Consider the following 19,923-nt stretch of genomic DNA (forward strand, 5'->3'; position numbering starts at 1 on the left):
TTCCTTTCTGCAAATACGATTAAATGATCCATACAACCGACACATACATCATGACTGCAAATCCGATCTCGGCAATCCCTACCTGCATGGTACGCAGTTTCTGCTTGGGCAGCCATACGGCCCGGATCAGCAGCACGGCAAAAGGAATGCATAACCATACATTCCAGCCAGCTGCCAGCACGACTAGCAGTAGATGATACACACAGGAAATGTAATAATAACGCCGGTTCTTTTTCTCGCGAATCATGGTCTTTACATATAAAGCGGTACCTGTAAAATACAAAACCGATAGCAAAAACAGCTTACTTGCCGCTATCCAGTCCGGTGTGCCACTCATATAGACAACCGGATAAATGAAAGAACTGAACAGCACAATCGCTACAATATCATTAAACAATGCACGCTCATTACGGCGTTTGGCATAATAGGCAGGCACAGCAAAAAAGATCAGCAGCAGTGCACCGTACATCAACATTTGAGGCTGCTGGGCAATAACGACGGCAACCAGCGGAACCAATAATACTCCATATAGTGCTGCGGGGCGCAAATATCTGTCTTTGCGTCCTGTCTTGATCCACTGCAGTACCGGATAGCTGAACAGATACATGACCAGCCAGCAGAGGAACAGCGGCAGATGGATCCAGCCTCCTCCCGAGATGCTGAGACCAAGCAAAAAAGGCAGTATGAGCATAGCCCATGCCCCATGCTGATTGGGAATGTACCGGTTCATCTTTTGAGCCTCCTGTTTATTTATTAACCTCCAATATAGGACATGCCGATTCTGCGGCAGGAAGCTGCCGTATGCGCGGTTCGCAGATCAGAGTAACGATCTGTCCGGTGTTCCCAGATATCGGCGATGACATCCTGCAATTCTTCATCCGCTGCTCCGCCGCGTACCAGCTGACGCAGATCATAGCCGCTGGAAGCAAACAGGCAGGTATACAGTTTGCCATCGGATGACAAACGCGCTCTGGTGCATGAAGAGCAGAATGAACGCGAGACCGATGTAATAAAACCCACTTCTGTACGAGTACCACGATATCTATAGTAAGTGGCGACTTCGCCGTAGATATTATGTTCGGCAGGCACCAGCTCATAACTACTCTGCAGTTGCTGGAGAATCTCTGCCTGGGTCACTACTTTGTCGTAGCTCCAACCATTACCGCTTCCGGCATCCATAAACTCGATAAATCGCAGCGTAATTCCCTTATCACGGAAATATTCAGCCATTGGCAGAATTTCTTCATCGTTAATTCCCTTTTGTACAACCATATTGATTTTGATCCGAAATCCCAGGGATTGGGCATAATCAATCTGCTTCAGGATATGCTGCGGCTGTACACCTCTTCCGTTAAGTTGACCGAATATAGACGGGGTCAGTGCATCCAGACTAATATTCAGCCGCCGCAGACCTGCCTGATAAAGGGCTTCCGCGTGTTGTCCGAGCAGCAGTCCATTGGTCGTTAGTCCCATATCCTGTACGCCGGGAATCGTACCTATTTCTCTAACCAGCTCATCCAGATTTTTGCGAAGCAGCGGCTCTCCGCCAGTCAGACGTACCTTCTGCACGCCCAGCCCCGTGAATAGTCTTACCAGCCGGCTCATTTCTTCAAAAGTCAGCAGTTCGGCACGCGGCATGAATGCATAGTCGTCTCCGAACAATTCTCTTGGCATGCAATAAGCACACCGGAAATTACAGCGGTCGGTTACCGACAGACGCAAATCACGTACCGGACGACTCAGTGTATCAGTCAGCTGGCGGATATTCACAGGGCTCTCCCTCTTTTCGTAGTTCATATTTTATAATTCATGGATATCGGATTGTAGAGCTTGTAATAAATTAATGTGAATAATGGAACTTATTTGTCCATATGGATAGTAATGTCTATATTACGCCTTGAGCTGCTGCTGATTCAGTTCGCTGAAGGTACCGACATAGCGAACATCTTCGCCCGTCTCATCTTTGACTGCACTGATATTCAGCCATTGTACATATTCTTCACCATTTTTACGTTTGTTCCAGATCGCTCCCTGCCAGACTCCATGCTGCTTGATTTCAGCCCACATCTGGCTGTAGAAGTCCTGGGATTGACGGCCGGATTTGAGGATGCTTGGTCGTTGTCCAAGAACCTCGTCAGCTTCATAACCAGTTAACCGGGTAAATGCCGGATTGACCGTTTTGATATATCCGGATGGATCGGTGACCAGTATTCCCTGAGCTGTAGAATCGAATACTTCGGATACGAGAGCAAGTTTGTCCTGATAATACATCCAGACTACGATAATCAGACTCGCCAGTGCCACCTGGGACAGCAACATGAATCCGATCGAATATTGTCCGGTGATACCATGAATAGCCGATAGCATTAGTGGCGGGAAGAATCCACCCAGACCACCCATCATAGAGACAATACCATTGGCAATACCTGCCTGTTTGTTGAAATAGAACGGTACCAGCTTGAAGATAACGCCGTTACCAATACCTGCACTGACAGCAATCGCGAGACTGCCGATCGTATACAATCCGATCGATGGAGAGAATGCCAGTACAATCGCAGCGATCGTATACATAGCGAATGTACCTACCAGCAGGAACAAAGGCTGAAAACGGTCAGCCAACCAACCGCCAACCGGACGAAGGAACGTTGCCAGTGCGATAAACCCGGCAGTACGTATGCCTGCGTCGACTTTGGAGAGATCAAAGTTCGCAACCAGGAAGTTGGGCAGATAGACGGTAAATGCTACGAATGAACCAAAGGTAATAAAGTAGAACAACGAGAAAAACCAGAGCTTTTCATTTTTGTATACACCTTTGATCTGCTCGATAATTGGCGTTTTCACTTTGACTTCACGGCGATCACCGAGGAAGAAGTTCAGCACGATAAAAGCAGCCAGCAGGATCATATACAGTTGTACAGTGGATTGCCAACCAATCTGGGTAGCCACGACCGGAGCAGAGAACGTCGTAATCGCTGTACCGATATTGCCCATGCCATAGATCCCGTTAACCAGTCCATGTTTTTCTTTGGGATAATACTTGGGCAGTGATGTAACCCCTACCGAGAAGACAGCACCACCGATGCCCAGGAACAGTCCGCCGATAATCAGATCCGCCATGGAATCTGCGCGGCTGATATAGAATACCGGGAACAACAACAGGATAAAGCTGACCATGAAGATAATCCGCGCACCTACGATATTTGCATAGTATCCGAGTGGTATCCGCAGAATCGAACCCAGTACAACAGGTACTGCAGTAACCATTGCCAGACTTCCGACCGGAATGTTGATATCTTCCCGGATAAAGGGCATCAGGGACGAAATGATTACCCATACCATAAATCCGAGCACCAGATTCATTGTTTGTAAGGATAGCTGTAATTTTTTGATCATCCAACTCACCTTTCACTTGTGTTTCGCTACAATTTGATAGAAGCCATATGGCCGTTCTTTATACTTCTTTATTGTAGGGTCTGCGATTACAGACAGGATATAGGGGAGTCCCCTGTACATGATAAGGGAATCCCTAAGTGCAGGATCAGGCAGGGTTTCAAACAGCTATAGTCTGTGTTTTATCCTGCATTCCCCATATTTACAACCCAAAAAGACTCCTCAACGATGCTGCTCGTCGGGAGGCTTTTTTCTGATTTTTGCATATACATTTCCTGATTATGGTAGACACTTTATCGGGCAATAGCTTTTTTATCCGACTGGATAGTTATTTCTTAGTGGTTTGCGTTCTCCAGATCGACAGCCTGCTGCAGGAACTGTTCAATATCACTCCGGGATTTGCGCAATTTATTCACATATCGACTAACTTCACGGCCACCGGAGAAGGCTACAAAGCTGGGAATACCCATAATATTATGTTCTTCACTTACTGTACCCACCTGATCTACATCAACTTCTACCAGATTCACATCCTGTGCGAATTGAGCTTCTACTTCAGGCATAAATGGATCAATAAATTTACAATCACTGCACCAGTCTGCCTTGAATACAGCAACAGTCAGATCGGAAGATTGAATCGCGGTATCAAATTCTGCTTTGGATACGATTTTTTTCATATAAAACACTCCTTTGGATTGTTGAATAGGTTTGGAAGTATAACAGCACTGCTGCTATTATAACTGCTTGAAAATTGGTGTTTGGACAGTATGCAGCTTTTTAAAGTATTTGCGATATAAAATCCGGGCTGCTTTTTTACTTTTTAGACAGCTATCGGCGAGAATAACTATTTCATCGTCGGGAGATAACTCCTTTTGCCATACAAATGGCAGTCGTCCCAGCGAAATATTGATCGAACCCGGAATATGTCCCTGATCAAAGTCGGTTACATCCCGTATATCCAGCAGCTTCACTGTTGAAGGCAGCCAGCTCAGATGCTCTGCAAGCGTGACTTTGGGACAGGTCAGGGAATCTACCGGCGACCAGCGCTGCCGCAGCCATATAGCAGCTGCCAACAGCAGTATTATGCTCAGAATATACATCATTACACTCCTACGCTTACCAGAGATTCTACGAATTTCTCACTATCCATAGCAGCCATTGCCCCACTACCGGCTGCAGTAATTGCCTGACGATAATGACTATCCTGAACGTCACCGCAGGCAAATACGCCGGGAATATTGGTTTCTGTCATTCCGGGTGTTGTCATGATATAACCTTGGGCATCCATTGTTAATTGACCTTCTAGGAATCCGGTATTAGGCCGGTGGCCGATTGCTACGAAGACGCCATGTGCAGTCAGATTCTCTTCTTCGCCAGTATTTTCATTGCGGACCAACAGGCCGGTAACACCCTTGTCATCAGCATTTACTTCCAGCGGAGTACGGTTGAGCGCCCACTCGATCTTGGTGTTGGCACGAGCACGATCCTGCATGATTTTGGATGCACGCAGTTCATTGCGCCGATGCACAATAGTTACTTTGGAAGCAAATCGTGTCAGAAACTGTGCCTCTTCCAGCGCCGTATCTCCTCCACCAACCACTATTATCTCTTTGTTACGGAAAAAGAAACCGTCACAGGTAGCACATGTGCTTACACCGCGCCCGATATTTTCCTGTTCATTCGGAATTCCCAGATACTTGGCACTTGCTCCAGTGGAAATAATCAGTGTCTCTGTTACCAGTTCCCCTTTGCCTTCTACCTGTAGTGTAAATGGGCGCTTGGACAGATCCACTTTGTTTACCCATCCCGTATAAAATTCGGCTCCAAAGCGCTCTGCCTGTTTGCGCATATTATCCATCAATTCGGGCCCCAGTATACCTTCGGGAAAACCGGGATAATTCTCGATTTCTGTTGTAGTAGTCAGCTGACCACCAGGTTCGGGTCCCTCAATAACCAGCGGATTCATATTGGCGCGCGCCAGATAGATTGCAGCGGTCAGACCGGCAGGCCCGGTACCTACAATGATTGATTTATACATAAGATCCACTCCTTCAGATCATATTTCACGTCTCTTTTTTTATTCAATTGAATAATTGAATTATAGATCCGAAAATGATTCCCGTCAACCCTTTTCAAGATACGCCGGAAATCATTTTATATATTTAATTTAAGTGCGGTATTTTATCTGCTGCAAAACTCAATTGTAAAACGCATAGATTTTTAAAAAGCGTAGTCCCAAACATGTTTCTCAACACAAAGCAGGATTAGAAAAGAAGGATTGTAGGTTAGCGCCTTCTTTAGATGACAAAATAGTACCGATCGCCACGTCCTATAGCCGCAACGAAATAAGGAGCCTAATCCGACAGTGCCCGCATGATATTGGATTTCGCTTCTGACGCAATTGCTTCATTTCCGTCATCGATGGCTTGCATTAAGATCAGCATGGGGATGTATACTGCGATTAGCCGCGCCAGCATTCTCGTCTCCTCGTCCGCTCCTCCGTACGTTTCAAAAAATACACCGCGAGCATAAGGTGGTAAAAAGCTATAAGCAACGCTCAAGTCGCAAGCCGGATGTCCTACACTCAAATCACCCCAATCAATGATGCCGGAAATGATCCCTTTCTCATTTATAAGCATATTTTTAAAATGAAGATCTCCATGCAGCAGTACATTCACTGATTCAACACGGTCTTTTTGCAGCCTGCTTATATACGCTTCGATCACACTGGACTCCTCCAGTGACAAATGTTCAGCTACTTTCGATAGAAAGCTCTCCAATTTTACTTTGCGCGCTGCTATATCCGTTAAGTTGCGATGATCTTGCTGAACTCCGCACTTCACCGCTTCCTGCACCGGAAACTCGTGTAATCTTCGTAAAAATTTCGCCAGCGTCTCTGCCGATAAAGCACGGCGTTCTTCCGTCAACCCGATTGGGAAATCTCCTGACACGTAGGCATATCCAAGAAATGGTGCCGGGTATTCATCACTTGCGTCGCCATAAAATAATGGTTTCGGATAGGGGATGGTGATATAGGTTTCCAGCTTCGGCAGCAGCTTTCCTTCTATACGAATCGAGCCAACCGCAATCGTTCTTCTTGGGAATCGGAATACATACTCGTTACCGATGAGAAAAACTGTATTGTCCCAGCCCCAGCCTAATCGCTTCACTCGTTTCGATGACAGCTGTGGGAATTGTCTACCGATCAGCGTCCGCGCCTGCTCTTCGCTAATCTCCCACTCCGCATCCCATACATTCGTTCCTGACATGAATTGTCTGCCTCCTCGTCCCTTGCGTTATGTAGATACTTATATTCCTTTGGAGTTATGTATAACTTCCTACTATATCTTGAAATGCTTCAGTTGGAATATGCTTCAAAGCGAACAGAATCTTATGTCGCCAGTAAATATAGGAGGTTCGTTGATAATTATCAACTATCCACAACAAAGTTTAACATAGTCAAACAATAAAAAAAGAACACAAATCTATTTGTGTTCTTTTAAGAGATTATATCGTTTATCCCAGCCGCCACTCTACTATCCCTTCGTCAATACGATATGCCTTAAAGCCTTTTTGTTGGATTTTCTCGACCGCCTGCGTCGTGAATACGCAGTAAGGCCCGCGACAGTACGTTGCCATTTCTGTATTTTCAGGTACCGTCTCCAGGTATTCATCAAGCTCCTCCATAGGTACAGAAATAGAACCTTCCACATGATCGGCTTCATATTCGTCTTTTGGACGAACATCCAGCACGAGGAAGTTGCCGTTGTTCATCCGCTGCAGTACCTCTTCTTTGGAGATCGTCTGGACAGTCTGGTAATTGTTTAGGATATCCTGCTTGATGCGTGGCACGTCCGGAAGCTGATTCTCGGACACTTTCCATAACGATTGCAAAAATTCCGCTACCTGCGGGTTTGCCAGGCAATAGATTACATAAGTTCCTTTTTTGGTAAAGCGTACAAGATTCGCATCCAGTAGAATCTGTAGATGTCGCGATACATTGGCGACGCTCATACCGGATTGATGAGCCAGCGCTTCGACTGCTTTGGGACCATTGGACAGCAGATTCAGGATCTCCAGCCGTCTCTCGCTGGATAGACATTTTCCGATACGTGCATATTGGAGAAATAATTGTTCTTTATAATGATCAGCAATTTGCTTGTTATCCATAGTTGTACTCACCCTTTATATTCAATGACTTAATTGAATTCTATAATATTTAAATGTGAAATTCAATAGAATGCTCTCTTTCACAAAACATGATAGACCAAATCATGATAAACCAAACAAGCCGTCTCCCTTGGGAAACAGCCTGTCTCTACTATGAATGGTTCTCTACTGCATCTCTTGCAAATACCTCGTATCCGCAAAATAATGCATTTAGAAATCCAATATTTTTTTCTTTAGTGCATACTCTACCAATTCAGGACGGCTTTTGAGATTCAGCTTTTCCATAATCTTGGCTTTGTGCGCTTCTACCGTTTTAACGGAAATAAACAACTTTTCGGCGATTTCCTTATTACCGTATCCTTTAGCGATCAGCGGCAGAATCTCCAGTTCCCGGCGGGAAAGCAGTTCGTAGACATCCTCGCTGCCTGCACTGGTGTCATTTTTGACAAACTCGCGTACAAGTGAAGTCGCCAGCTTGGGATGAATGTAGGTGCCTCCCTCGTGAATCGTACGAATCGCGAGCAGCAGCTCTTCATCCGGCGCATTTTTGAGTACATAACCGGATGCTCCGTTACGCAGTACATGGAACAGATATTCTTCGTCATCATGCATGGTCAGGATCAATATACGGGTATCGGGGTAATCGTCCTTGATCTTGCCGGTAGCAATCAGTCCGCTCTCTCCCGGGGGCATACTGAGATCCATCAGGAGAATATCGGGCTGATGCTTGGCGACCATGGTATACGCCTCGATCCCGTCTGCTGCCGTGCCGACCACTTCCATATCCGGCTGAAAATTCAGTATCATCGCAAATCCGCTCCGGACAATCGCATGATCATCCGCGATTACAATTTTCATCTATTCTATCTCCTCACTGCTCCTGCGGCTGGGGCTGTACGGGAATCTCCACGACAATCCGTGTTCCCCTGCCTGCCGCAGAAAATATATTCACATGTCCGCCGACCAGTTCGGCGCGTTCCTGCATCCCGTAGAGACCCAGACCGGTTCCTGTAGGTGCATCACCTGGATTGAATCCTGCCCCGTCGTCTTCGACAATCAGCTGCAGCAGATTATCATTGTCCTGCAAAGAGACATGAATCATATCGACCTGTGCATATTTGAGTGCATTCAGAATCGCTTCCTGACCGATCCGGTAGATGACAGTCTCCAGTTCATTGCTGTAACGCCGCTGCTCCAGACCGGAATCGAATACAATGGTGAATCCGTAACTTTCATTAATCTTTTTGAAATGGGAGCGGAAAGCCGCCTCCAGTCCAAAATCATCCAGTGCAGCCGGGCGCAGCTCAACCGCCAGATTACGTATATCATCGAGCAACCGTGTCATGGAAGCCTCGGTTTGTTTCATTTTTTTGAGCAGTTCTTCGTCTGCTGTCATGTACTTGAGCACGCGCAAATCTATCACGGCACTCATCAGTTCCTGAGCTACACTATCATGCAGTTCTCTGGATATGCGTTTGCGTTCATTCTCCTGTGCTTCGATCACATGCTTCATCATTTTGTTCTGATAGAACTTTTCCTGCGTCTTGAATTGACGGGTCAGATCCCGCAGCATGAACACATATACACCATTCTCCCGGTCAATCGTATGGTATGTAGCCGCGTAAGGGACCATCCCTTTTTCCTTGGTATCCAGATATACCTGAAAAGAAGAGAATTCCTCCGATTCCGGACTGGTAAAATAGCATGCCAGACACGTACGCAGCTCTGTATCGCTCATATATCCACGGCAGACGCCGCAGATCGCCTGGGCTTTACCCTGATAGAGCTGCTGCAGTACATCTTCATTCACGATCTGTTCGGCTGCCGGATTCATGGCCAGCACCTTGCCCTGACGATTAAAGAAAAACATGGCTTCCATACTGTTGTTATACAGCTTTTGCATCAATGTATCCAACTGTTCTGTATCTCCTGATTGATTCAATTCAGCAGAAACTCCTTTCCGTTCAGCTCGCCAATACCACGACGCGTCAATTCCAGCAATTGCTGTACGCTCTGGCGCGTGACACGCTGTTCATCACGGAATCCGCCCAGCAGCACACCCGCTACTCTCGTATCATTCCAGACCGGTACTGCCCCAATACTCGTCAGTTGCTCTGTTCGGATAATCGGATAATTGAACAATGCATCCTGCGGGACATCATCATGAACCGACGAGAACATAAAGGGCTTGCCTGTTTTGAATACCATACCGGCTACCCCGCGCCCGCTCTGAAGCACAATGCCTCTGAAGCGTTCATTCAGATTGCCGGAAGCATATTTCCACTTGATTACATAGTGGTATTCGGCTGGTTCCACGAGCGCGAGCGCCATCAAATCATACCCACAGATCGCTCGGATCTGATCCAGCTCCAGCTGATAATCCACCTTGTTATTCATCGTATGGTCTCCTCATGGAACAGGGAAAGAAGGCAGCGCCCTCTCTCCTCAGCTCGATTTATGTCTTCTATACAGGATATAACTTCTGCCTACATAATTCAATGGAACACTCCACACATGCACCAGACGGGTAAATGGCCAGAATGCAAAAATCGCAAAACCGGTCAAGGCGTGGATTTTAAAAGAAACAGGTACATCCCGCATCAGCGCCGGATCCGGACTCAGCATAAACAGTCCGCGGAACCAGATCGAGATCGTCTCCCGGTAATCAAACTCCGGACGGGCAAAGTTGGTAAACAGTGTCGCATACAGACCCATAAAGACGATAAACAGTAGCAGCACGTTGACGATCAGATCGGATGCTGTACTTAGACGACGCACACTGCGAATCGTGAAGCGCCGCGCAGTCAGCAGGAACATCCCTGCCAGCGTCACTACGCCGAAGAATCCACCGCCATACACTGCGCCCATATGATACAGATGCTCGCTTACTCCAAGCGAGTTCATCCAGGTCTTGGGAATCCCCAGCCCTGCCACATGGCCGAGAATAACCGGGATTACACCCAGATGGAACAGCAGACTGCCGAGCATAAGCTGCTTTTTCTCAATAAATTCACTGGATTTGGCTGTCCAGCTGAACTGATCGGTCCGGTAACGGAATATATGTCCTACAATAAAAACGACGATACACATATAAGGGAATATCACCCACAAAAACTGCTCACTCATGTTCATGAGCTGGTGCCTCCTGTCTCACACAAGCTTTCAATGTCTCACGCAGTCCTTTGACCAGATGGTAATATGGACTGTTCAGCTTCTCCAGCGCCCGAACCAGATGGTATGTTCCATCTTCCAGAATGGCCAGCAGCATTTTAAAATTCTCTCCGGCACGCGGATCATGCTTCCACTCTGCCGCATACAGGAATTCGCACATCAGGGGCAGGAAGTCCGGCAGCTCGCCCTCGGGCATTTCCAGGCCGAACATCTCATACAGAATTTTGAGCTTGGCCAGCATCTGACCGCGCTCCTTGGCTTCTTCGAATTTGAAATAGGTCATATACAGTGCACAATCTTTTTGAAAATCAAAAGTCTCTGTGTACATCTCCTGAATCTGCTCCATGCTCAGATTATGCATGAGCTCCCAGTACCGGTGCGCATGTTCGCGCCCCGGATGGTTTTCTTCAAAAGACTCGGCCAGCAGATCCGGATGAAAATCCAGCTTCTCCGGATACATCAGCTGACGGGCAAAAAAGTGAAAAGAAGGTTTATACGTATATAACTGCATCAGATCAATCACGCCAGATCCCCCCGTAGAAGTTCTCGTCATGAACCGGACGACCATCTTTGTCGACCTGATTCGTACTCATGGAATCAATCGCGCTGCAGCCATTACAGCCGCTGCCCATGCTGGTATTGCCCATCATATCGCTGTAACCGGCCAGACCCTGTGCACGGTAAGGGTCCATATGACCTTCTTTGTGCGAAGTCGGGATAACGAAACGGTCTTCGTACTTGGCAATCGCCAGCAAACGATACATCTGCTCGATCTGACGTACAGTCAATCCGACCCGCTCCAGACGGCTCTCATCGAATTCCTGATTGGTAGACTTGGCACGCATATAAGCACGCATCATCGCCATACGCTGCAAGGATTCTTTTACTGTAACGGTGTCTCCTGCTGTCAGCATATTCGCCAGATACTGGATAGGTGTACGCATCTCTTCGATCGCCGGGAAAATCATATCCGGATTCTCGATTGAGTCTTTGCCTTCAAAATAGTTCATGATCGGGCTCAGTGGTGGTACATACCAGACCATTGGCATTGTGCGGTATTCCGGATGCAGCGGGAATGCCAGTTTGTATTCAATCGCCAGTTTGTATACCGGTGAGTTTTTCGCTGCTTCGATCCAGTCTTCGGTAATACCATCCTTGCGAGCCTGGGCAATAATAGCCGGGTCGTTCGGATCGAGGAACAGATCACACTGGGCTTTGTACAGATCCTGTTCATTTTCTAGGGAAGCTGCTTCGCTGACACGATCCGCATCATACAGCAGTACACCCAGATAACGAATACGGCCGGTACAGGTCTCCGAGCAGACCGTTGGCAGTCCGGCTTCTACACGTGGGAAGCAGAACGTGCATTTCTCGGCTTTGTTGGTCTGCCAGTTGAAGTATACTTTTTTGTAAGGGCAGCCGGTCATGCAGTAACGCCAGCCGCGGCAGGCTTCCTGATCGACCAGTACAATTCCGTCTTCATCCCGTTTGTACATCGCTCCTGATGGACACGAAGCGACGCAGCTCGGATTCAGACAGTGTTCGCACAGACGTGGCAGATAGACCATGAATGACTTTTCAAAGTTGAACTTGATCTCTTCTTCAATCTTCTCGATATTGGGATCGAGCGGGCCGGTAATATGCGCTCCGGCCAGATCATCTTCCCAGTTGGGACCCCAGTTCAAATCCATTTTTTCGCCGGTAACTGCCGAATGCGGACGGGCAACCGGTGAATGTTTTTGATCCTTGGCATTGGTGAGATTCTCGTAGTTATATGTCCATGGCTCATAATAATCGCGCATCTCGGGCATATCCGGATTATAAAAGATTTTACCGAGTGCGACTTTGGACAGCTTGCTGCCGGACTTAAGTTCCAGCTTGCCCTTGCGCAGCTGCCAACCACCGCGATAGATCTCCTGATCTTCCCAACGCTTCGGATAACCGATACCCGGCTTGGTCTCTACATTGTTGAACCACATATATTCTGCACCTTTGCGGTTGGTCCAGGTTGTTTTACAGGTCACGCTGCACGTGTGGCAGCCGATACATTTATCCAGGTTCATTACCATGGCGACTTGCGCTTTAATCTTCAAGCCAGTTAACCTCCTTCATTTTGCGGACAGCTACGTACACATCGCGCTGATTACCGATCGGGCCGTAGTAGTTAAATCCGTAACTGAGCTGTGCATAACCTCCGACCATCTGTGTCGGTTTCATATGAATGCGTGTCGGTGCGTTATGACTGCCGCCGCGCGTATCCGTAATTTCCGATCCCGGTACGTTAATATGCTTGTCCTGCGCATGATACATGAACATGGTGCCACGCGGCATCCGGTGACTGACTACAGCGCGTGCGGTTACGACACCATTGCGGTTATATACTTCCAGCCAGTCGTTATCGTTCAGATCATGGGCAGCTGCATCTTCATTGTTGATCCATACCGTTGGACCACCGCGGAACAGAGTCAGCATATGCTGGTTATCCTGGTAGGTGGAGTGAATATTCCATTTACCATGCGGTGTCAGATAGCGCAGTACCAGTGCATCCTGTCCACCACGAACTTCCTTGTCGCGAGGACCGAATACCATCGGCGGAAGGGTCGGCTTGTAGACCGGCATGGCTTCGCCAAACTGCTGGAAAATCTCATGATCGATATAGAAATGCTGACGTCCGGTCAGTGTACGGAAAGGCACCAGACGTTCAATATTGGTTGTAAATGGTGAATACCGGCGTCCCTGCTTGTTCGAACCGCTGAATACCGGTGTCGGAATAACTTCACGCGGCTGGGCGGTAATGCTCTGGAACGTAATCTTCTCGGCAGCCCGGTCGGCGGAGATGTCTCGCAGCTCTACACCTGAATCCAGTTCGGCTTGAGCGTAGGCTTTCTGGGAGACGCGTCCATTAGTAGCAGAGGACAGATGCAATATGGTATCTGCTACCTGCCGGGCGGTCTGTAGCTTAGGCAGTCCGTCCTTGACGGTCTCATCATAGTAGACACCGTTTAGACGCTTCAATTCTTCATATTCCTCGGCTACCGAGAAGCTGACTCCATGTGCTCCGGTCTTGCCGATCGCCAGATTCGGTCCGAGTGATACGTATTTATCATGAATCTTGGTGTAATCACGTTCTACAATACTGAAGCTTGGCATTGTCTTGCCTGGCTGGGCAGCTACTTCGCCTTTGGCCCAGTCTTTGACCATTCCCATTGGTTGTGAAATTTCTCCCATGGAATCATGACCGAGCGGTGCTGTTACCAGATCTTTGTATACCCCTGGCAAATGTGTTTTGGCCATATCGGAGAATGTCTCTGCCAGTCCGCGATAAATGTCCCAGTCGGATCTGGATTCCCATAGTGGATTAACCGCCGGATTGAACGGATGCACAAACGGGTGCATATCAGTGGAAGACAAATCGGTCTTCTCGTACCAGGTCGCTGCTGGCAGTACGATATCCGCATAGAGCGGTGTAGTCGTCATCCGGAAGTCCAGTGCTACCATCAGATCTAGCTTGCCCTGTACATCTTCACGCCATACGATCTCTTCCGGCTTGTCTTCTTCATTAGGTGTAGCCAGCAGATCATCGGATGCGCCGAGCAGATGCTTCATAAAGTACTCCTGGCCTTTGGCAGAACTGGAGATCAGATTGGAACGCCAGATAAACAGCGAACGCGGGAAGTTCTCCGGTGCATCCGGATCTTCTACAGCAAAGCGGGTCTGACGTGAAGTAATCTGCTCCACCGAACGCTTGATAATTTCTTCATTGGTCTTCAGACCTTCCTGTGCCGCCTCTTCCGCGAACAGCAGGCTGTTTTTGTTAAACTGCGGATAGGATGGGAGCCAGCCCAGACGTGCAGCGAGTACATTATAATCCGCTGGATGCTGATAATTGACTTCTCCACCTACCGGTGATTTGAGTGAATCTACACCGCTCTCTTCATACTTCCACTGATCGGTGGCAAAGTAGAAGAACGACGTCGCATTCTGCAGACGTGCCGGACCCTGCCAGTCTTTGGCAAAAGCAACCGTGGACCATCCTTCGATCGGGCGACATTTCTCCTGACCGACATAATGCGCCCAGCCGCCGCCGTTCACACCCTGTGAAGCAGTCAGTACAACCAGATTCAGAATAGCCCGGTAAATCGTATCACTGTTAAACCAGTGATTGATGCCGGCGCCCATGATGATCATCGAACGACCACCAGTATCAATTGAATTCTGGGCGAATTCACGGGCGATCTGTACAACGACCGACGCTTTGACACTTGTAATTTTCTCCTGCCAGGCTGGTGTATAATACGAGCTCGCATCATCGTAGCCGCGTGCGTTGTATTCACTGTCTGTGCGTGCTACGCCGTACTGACTCATCATCAGATCATAGACGGTGGCAATATAGCGCTCTGTTCCATCAGCCAGTGTGATTTTCTGTGCCGGAATCACGCGTTTAAAAATTCCGTTCCCACTATTATCAAAGTAAGGGAATACCACTTCCAGCCACTCGGCATCCGGTCCTTCTACACTGAGAGCAGGTTCAATGACCGTTCCATCTTCACGTTCCAGAATCAGATTCCATTTGGCATCCTTTTCCCAGCGCTGTCCCATCGTTCCGTTCGGTACGATCAGTTCGCCAGCGGTCTGGTCATAAATCACCGGCTTCCAGTCAGCGTGCTCGGACATATTGCCCAGATCACTGGCACGCAGGAAGCGGCCTCCTTTGAGAGAGTCTTCATGAGGGTCCAGCAGGATCATGAAAGGCATATCGGTATACTGCTTGGCATAGTTCATGAACATCGGTTCCTGACGCTGCTGGTAAAATTCATCCAGAATGACATGCGTCATAGCCTGTGCGAGTGCAGCATCCGTTCCCGGATGAGGAGCCAGCCAGTTATCGGCAAACTTCACGTTCTCCGCCAGATCGGGTGCGACCGAGACGACTTTGGTTCCTTTATAACGAACTTCGGTCATAAAGTGGGCATCCGGTGTACGGGTCAGCGGTACGTTCGACCCCCACATCATCAGATAGCCGGCATTGTACCAGTCCGAAGATTCCGGTACATCTGTCTGTTCACCCCAGATTTGCGGAGAAGCTGGCGGCAGATCCGCATACCAGTCATAGAAGCTGAGCATTTGTCCGCCCAGCAGCGAGATAAACCGCGCTCCCGACGCGTAACTGATCATCGACATAGCCGGAATCGGTGTAAAGCCAGCGATACGATCCGGTCCATATTTACGGATCGTATAAATCAGCTGTGCAGAGATCAGATACATCGCATCTTCCCAGCTAACACGTACATGACCGCCTTTACCGCGCGCTTTTTTGTAAATGTCGGCTTTGGCTGGATCTTCTACAATACTTGCCCAGGCATCAACCGGATTGGTGTGCTCTGCCAGAGCGGCCTGCCAGAGACGAACCAGCTTGCCGCGCATATAAGGATATTTGATACGCAGCGGACTGTATTCATACCAGGAAAATGTAGCGCCACGCGGACATCCGCGAGGTTCAAATTCCGGCATATCCGCACCACAGGATGGATAATCGATCTGCTGATTTTCCCAGGTGATAATTCCATTTTTCACAAATACTTTCCAGCTGCAGGAGCCGGTACAGTTGACGCCGTGTGTTGTTCGCACGACTTTATCATGAGACCAGCGCTGCCGGTACATATTTTCCCACTCGCGGTTTTTCTCTTCCAGAACGGACCAGTTATTCGAGTAGCTCTCAATCGGCTTGAAAAAATTCAGCTTATATTTACGTTTCATGAATGTTGAACACTCCTTATTTGTTATACAGAACGGACAGCGGAATCCGGCTGTATAATCATTCGGTCTTTTTATTATGGAATTGATTGTCTGTCATGCCCATTAGGGAATCCCCTTTGTATGTTCGGGAATGTCCTTATACATCGAAATACATTGAAAATTACCAATGGATAATCTACTTTTGCATCAGAATAGATGGTAAATTATAGGTAGTTACGAATGTTAACGATGGAAAAGCAATACGGGTAGCTTTTAAAAAGATATCTTCCTTTTATATGCCTACCTTGTACGAATGCAGAGCTACACCACAATACACATATATGAATATCTGTTCATTTCCATCGTCAACTTCAAAATTTGATCCAGAAGGGAGATCTGTAAGCGTTATCTTTTTTAAAGGAAATGCTGGCGATGATCTGTCTCACATGTATCTTATCCTCTTTACTAAAGGAGAAATGACTAATGTTGATGAAAAGATGGTTATGTGTATGTATTGCTCTGGTGATGATGCTGAGTTTTATTCCTGCTGTTCATGCCCAACAGGTTCAAAAAGAGGTGACTCCCGCTCTAATGGGCGAGTTGGATGGTACTTTATCACTTCATGGCTCTACAGATGTAGCTTATACCAATAAAATCGGATCAACTGGGAATACTAATCTGTCTCTATATCTTCCTCTCGCCGATAACGAGAAGATGATTGTATCTTATGAGTTTTACGACTATAACAAGAAAAAGTGGGAACCGCGTGATGTAAGAATTGTGCATGGTCCGGCAAGTGGATTTTTTGGAACCCTGGAATCCGAATTCGAGCAAGGGGAATTTAGAGTCGCTGTCAGTACCACCAGTGAAAATCCTAAATCGGCATTCTACCATGCTGAATTTGTTGCCTGGTAATATAAACTAGCAGATTAAAATAAAGCAAAAGTCAGCGCAAACGGAGATTTTTCCGTTCATGCTGGCTTTTGCTTCGTTTCGTTTTGATTATGCAACTGAATTATGTACTTTATTTTAATAAGCTTGAAATAGATCAGGATAACTGTTCTCCAATTGTCCAATACAACTATCTATCGATTATTCAATTCACATCTTTAGGATTATATACTTAATTATTTACATAATAAATCATTGATATGTGCAAACCATTTCACTAATTATTCTCGGACTTTGATTCCTAGCAACCGTATACTATTTTCATTTTATTGAACTTATACTCGCTAATATTATATCTTCCTTTATTCTTTAATAAGGATCTTCATCAAAATATCAGTATATAAAATAGAATCATATATCCACATCCACTTCTTCCTTCTGTTATTAATATCTGATTTAATACGATTTAAATCGTGCTATTTCGCTATTTTCTTTTTCCTGATTTACCATTAGATATATAGCTATTTAGAAGTAGTATTATTATATTGATTTACATAGTTTAGTATCTTTCTCTGAAGTAATTTCCATCCAGATCTTTATATATCTTCCTTATTCCAATTTTGTAATCGTTATCTTATAATAAGTTGCGTAAACGTTTGCACAACATTATATCAAGGAGGATTGATTTATTTGTTACCTGGTAAAATGAAGTTCAAAAAGTGGGCATCTCTTTTGTTTGCGATGCTGCTGCTCGTCTCGCTGCTATCTGCTGTCGGTGGTTCTACGACAAATGCGGCAGATAATTCAGTTACCGTGTATTACAAAAAGGGCTTTGCCACTCCGTACATACATTATCGTCAGGCTGACGGTAACTGGACGGCAGCACCTGGAGTGAAGATGACCGATGCCGAGATTAGCGGCTATGCCAAAACAACGATTAACATTGGTACGTATTCCAAATTGGAAGCGGTATTCAATAACGGTACCGGAACATGGGATAATAACGGTTCTAAAAATTATTTCTTCAACACTGGTACTTCCACCTATGTGCCAGGCGCTAACAGTGCTCCCGGTACTATTACTGCCGGTGCACCAGGCGGTACGGTAACACCTCCACCAACTGATCCGACGACACCACCGCCAGCAGACAATTTTGGACCGGTGGACTGGAGCAAGCGCAGTATCTACTTTATCATGACGGATCGCTTTGATAATGGCGATACAAGCAATGATAACTACGGTGGCTTCAACTCCAACAAAAGCCAGCCGATTCAGTGGCATGGCGGCGACTTCCAAGGGATTATCAACCGCCTGGACTATATCAAAAACATGGGCTTCACTGCGATCTGGATCACTCCAGTAACGATGCAAAAAAGCGTAGCTGCTTATCATGGCTATCACACGTATGACTTCTACTCTGTAGATGGTCATCTGGGTAACATGGCCAAATTCCAGGAGCTTGTCAAAACAGCTCATAGTAAAAACATCGCTGTTATGCTGGATGTCGTGGTTAACCATACCGGTGATTTCCTGCCAGGCAATGGCACAGCCAAAGCACCATTCGACAAACCAGACTGGTATCACAATGCCGGTGAGATTACTCAAAATGACTACAACTCCAATAATCAATCCCGTATCGAGAATGGTGATGTAGCCAGTCTCGACGATCTGAAGCAGGAGAGTCCGGCAGTTGCCACCGAACTGAAAAATTGGGGGAAATGGATCATCCAGCAATCCAATGTAGACGGCTTGCGTGTCGATACAGCCAAGCATGTACCAAAATGGTTCCTGAAAGACTTTGATACTGCGGTTAATACATTCACTATTGGTGAAATATTCCATGGTGATCCTGTCTATGTAGGCGACTACAGTAACTATCTGGATGCGGTACTGGACTTCCCAATGTATTACACAATGCGTGATGTATTTGCCAAAGATGGCTCCATGAATCTGATCAAAGAACGCTACACTCAGGATTCACGTTACAAAAATCCTAATCTGAATGGTACATTCCTCGATAACCATGATGTGAAGCGTTTCCTGAATGAAGCAACCGGCAAACCGGGCGCCAGTTCCGACAAATGGCCTCAGCTCAAGGCTGCTCTTGGCTTCCTGCTGACCTCACGTGGTATTCCGATTGTGTATCAAGGTACCGAACAAGGCTTCAATGGTGGTGACGATCCAGCCAACCGTGAAGACATGAAGTTTGATACCAACAATGAACTGTACAAATATATCGCTAAAGTCAACGCAATCCGCAACAGCCACCCGGCTCTGCAAAACGGTTCGCAAAAAGAGAAATGGGTCGACAATACATTCTATGCCTATCAACGCTCCAGTGGTACCGATGAAGTGGTTGTGCTGATCAACAACTCATGGGGCAATGAAACACGCACGATTCCGAACCTGGATAACTTCGGCAATGGAACTGTACTGAAAAATCAGATGGGTACCGATTCTGTAACCGTTAATGGTGGTTCTATCAATGTAACGTTGGGACCAAAAGAAGTAAAAATCCTGACGAAGTAAATATTTGTTGATTTGATTATCTTTTGAGGAGATGGA

The 19,923-nt window shown here is 46.8% G+C and carries 16 protein-coding genes and 1 pseudogene; 2 read left to right on the forward strand and 15 right to left on the reverse strand.

Annotated features, from left to right (window positions below; translation table 11 throughout):
- Positions 1–19: 19 nt before the first annotated feature.
- From H065_RS0106950 to H065_RS0107020, 15 genes are all read right to left on the reverse strand, one after another.
- Positions 20–730, reverse strand: a complete 711-nt coding sequence (locus H065_RS0106950; protein WP_017812307.1) for a YwiC-like family protein — start codon at positions 728–730, stop codon at positions 20–22.
- 23 nt (positions 731–753) lie between these two features.
- Positions 754–1,770: a GTP 3',8-cyclase MoaA gene (gene moaA, locus H065_RS0106955; RefSeq protein WP_017812308.1), complete on the reverse strand. Its 1,017-nt coding sequence runs from the start codon at positions 1,768–1,770 to the stop codon at positions 754–756.
- A gap of 120 nt (positions 1,771–1,890) precedes the next feature.
- Positions 1,891–3,393, reverse strand: coding sequence for a nitrate/nitrite transporter (locus tag H065_RS0106960; protein WP_017812309.1), 1,503 nt, complete (start codon positions 3,391–3,393; stop codon positions 1,891–1,893).
- Positions 3,394–3,725: 332 nt separating this feature from the next.
- Positions 3,726–4,067, reverse strand: a complete 342-nt coding sequence (locus H065_RS0106965; protein ID WP_017812310.1) for a thioredoxin family protein — start codon at positions 4,065–4,067, stop codon at positions 3,726–3,728.
- A 57-nt stretch (positions 4,068–4,124) separates the two neighbouring features.
- Entirely contained in the window at positions 4,125–4,493 is a 369-nt protein-coding gene (locus H065_RS0106970; protein ID WP_081604071.1) for a rhodanese-like domain-containing protein, read from the reverse strand.
- The gene (gene trxB / locus H065_RS0106975; protein ID WP_017812312.1) at positions 4,493–5,428 is read right to left on the reverse strand and encodes a thioredoxin-disulfide reductase; all 936 of its coding nucleotides are present in this window, start codon (positions 5,426–5,428) and stop codon (positions 4,493–4,495) included. Before trxB ends, H065_RS0106970 begins: the two co-directional genes overlap by 1 nt.
- 316 nt (positions 5,429–5,744) lie before the next feature.
- On the reverse strand, positions 5,745–6,659 hold the full coding sequence (locus H065_RS0106980; protein ID WP_017812313.1) for a phosphotransferase: 915 nt from the start codon (positions 6,657–6,659) through the stop codon (positions 5,745–5,747).
- Between the two features lie 247 nt (positions 6,660–6,906).
- Entirely contained in the window at positions 6,907–7,560 is a 654-nt protein-coding gene (locus tag H065_RS0106985) for an ArsR/SmtB family transcription factor (RefSeq protein WP_017812314.1), read from the reverse strand.
- A 210-nt stretch (positions 7,561–7,770) separates the two neighbouring features.
- Positions 7,771–8,418: a response regulator gene (locus H065_RS0106990; protein ID WP_017812315.1), complete on the reverse strand. Its 648-nt coding sequence runs from the start codon at positions 8,416–8,418 to the stop codon at positions 7,771–7,773.
- 13 nt (positions 8,419–8,431) lie between these two features.
- Positions 8,432–9,502 carry a sensor histidine kinase gene (locus tag H065_RS0106995; RefSeq protein WP_017812316.1) on the reverse strand — a complete coding sequence of 357 codons (1,071 nt, stop codon included), beginning with the start codon at positions 9,500–9,502 and terminating at the stop codon, positions 8,432–8,434.
- On the reverse strand, positions 9,499–9,957 hold the full coding sequence (locus H065_RS0107000; RefSeq protein ID WP_017812317.1) for a GAF domain-containing protein: 459 nt from the start codon (positions 9,955–9,957) through the stop codon (positions 9,499–9,501). The genes H065_RS0106995 and H065_RS0107000 overlap by 4 nt, the downstream gene beginning before the upstream one ends.
- 48 nt (positions 9,958–10,005) lie before the next feature.
- Positions 10,006–10,692, reverse strand: a complete 687-nt coding sequence (gene narI, locus H065_RS0107005; protein WP_017812318.1) for a respiratory nitrate reductase subunit gamma — start codon at positions 10,690–10,692, stop codon at positions 10,006–10,008.
- Complete coding sequence (gene narJ, locus H065_RS0107010) at positions 10,679–11,254, reverse strand: nitrate reductase molybdenum cofactor assembly chaperone (protein WP_017812319.1); 576 nt, start codon at positions 11,252–11,254, stop codon at positions 10,679–10,681. The genes narI and narJ overlap by 14 nt, the downstream gene beginning before the upstream one ends.
- Positions 11,247–12,824, reverse strand: coding sequence for a nitrate reductase subunit beta (gene narH, locus H065_RS0107015; RefSeq protein WP_017812320.1), 1,578 nt, complete (start codon positions 12,822–12,824; stop codon positions 11,247–11,249). The genes narJ and narH overlap by 8 nt, the downstream gene beginning before the upstream one ends.
- Positions 12,814–16,488, reverse strand: coding sequence for a nitrate reductase subunit alpha (locus H065_RS0107020; RefSeq protein ID WP_017812321.1), 3,675 nt, complete (start codon positions 16,486–16,488; stop codon positions 12,814–12,816). Before H065_RS0107020 ends, narH begins: the two co-directional genes overlap by 11 nt.
- Before the next feature lie 462 nt (positions 16,489–16,950).
- Here H065_RS0107020 and H065_RS0107025 point away from each other — a divergent pair, with 462 nt between their 5' ends.
- Both H065_RS0107025 and H065_RS0107030 read left to right on the forward strand, forming a co-directional pair.
- Complete coding sequence (locus tag H065_RS0107025; protein ID WP_017812322.1) at positions 16,951–17,382, forward strand: hypothetical protein; 432 nt, start codon at positions 16,951–16,953, stop codon at positions 17,380–17,382.
- 750 nt (positions 17,383–18,132) lie between these two features.
- Positions 18,133–19,887: pseudogene (locus H065_RS0107030) on the forward strand (alpha-amylase family glycosyl hydrolase); the annotation flags it as partial.
- Positions 19,888–19,923 lie beyond the last annotated feature (36 nt).

Source organism: Paenibacillus shenyangensis, from assembly GCF_000346635.1.
Classification (GTDB): Bacteria; Bacillota; Bacilli; order Paenibacillales; family Paenibacillaceae; genus Saccharibacillus; species Saccharibacillus dauci.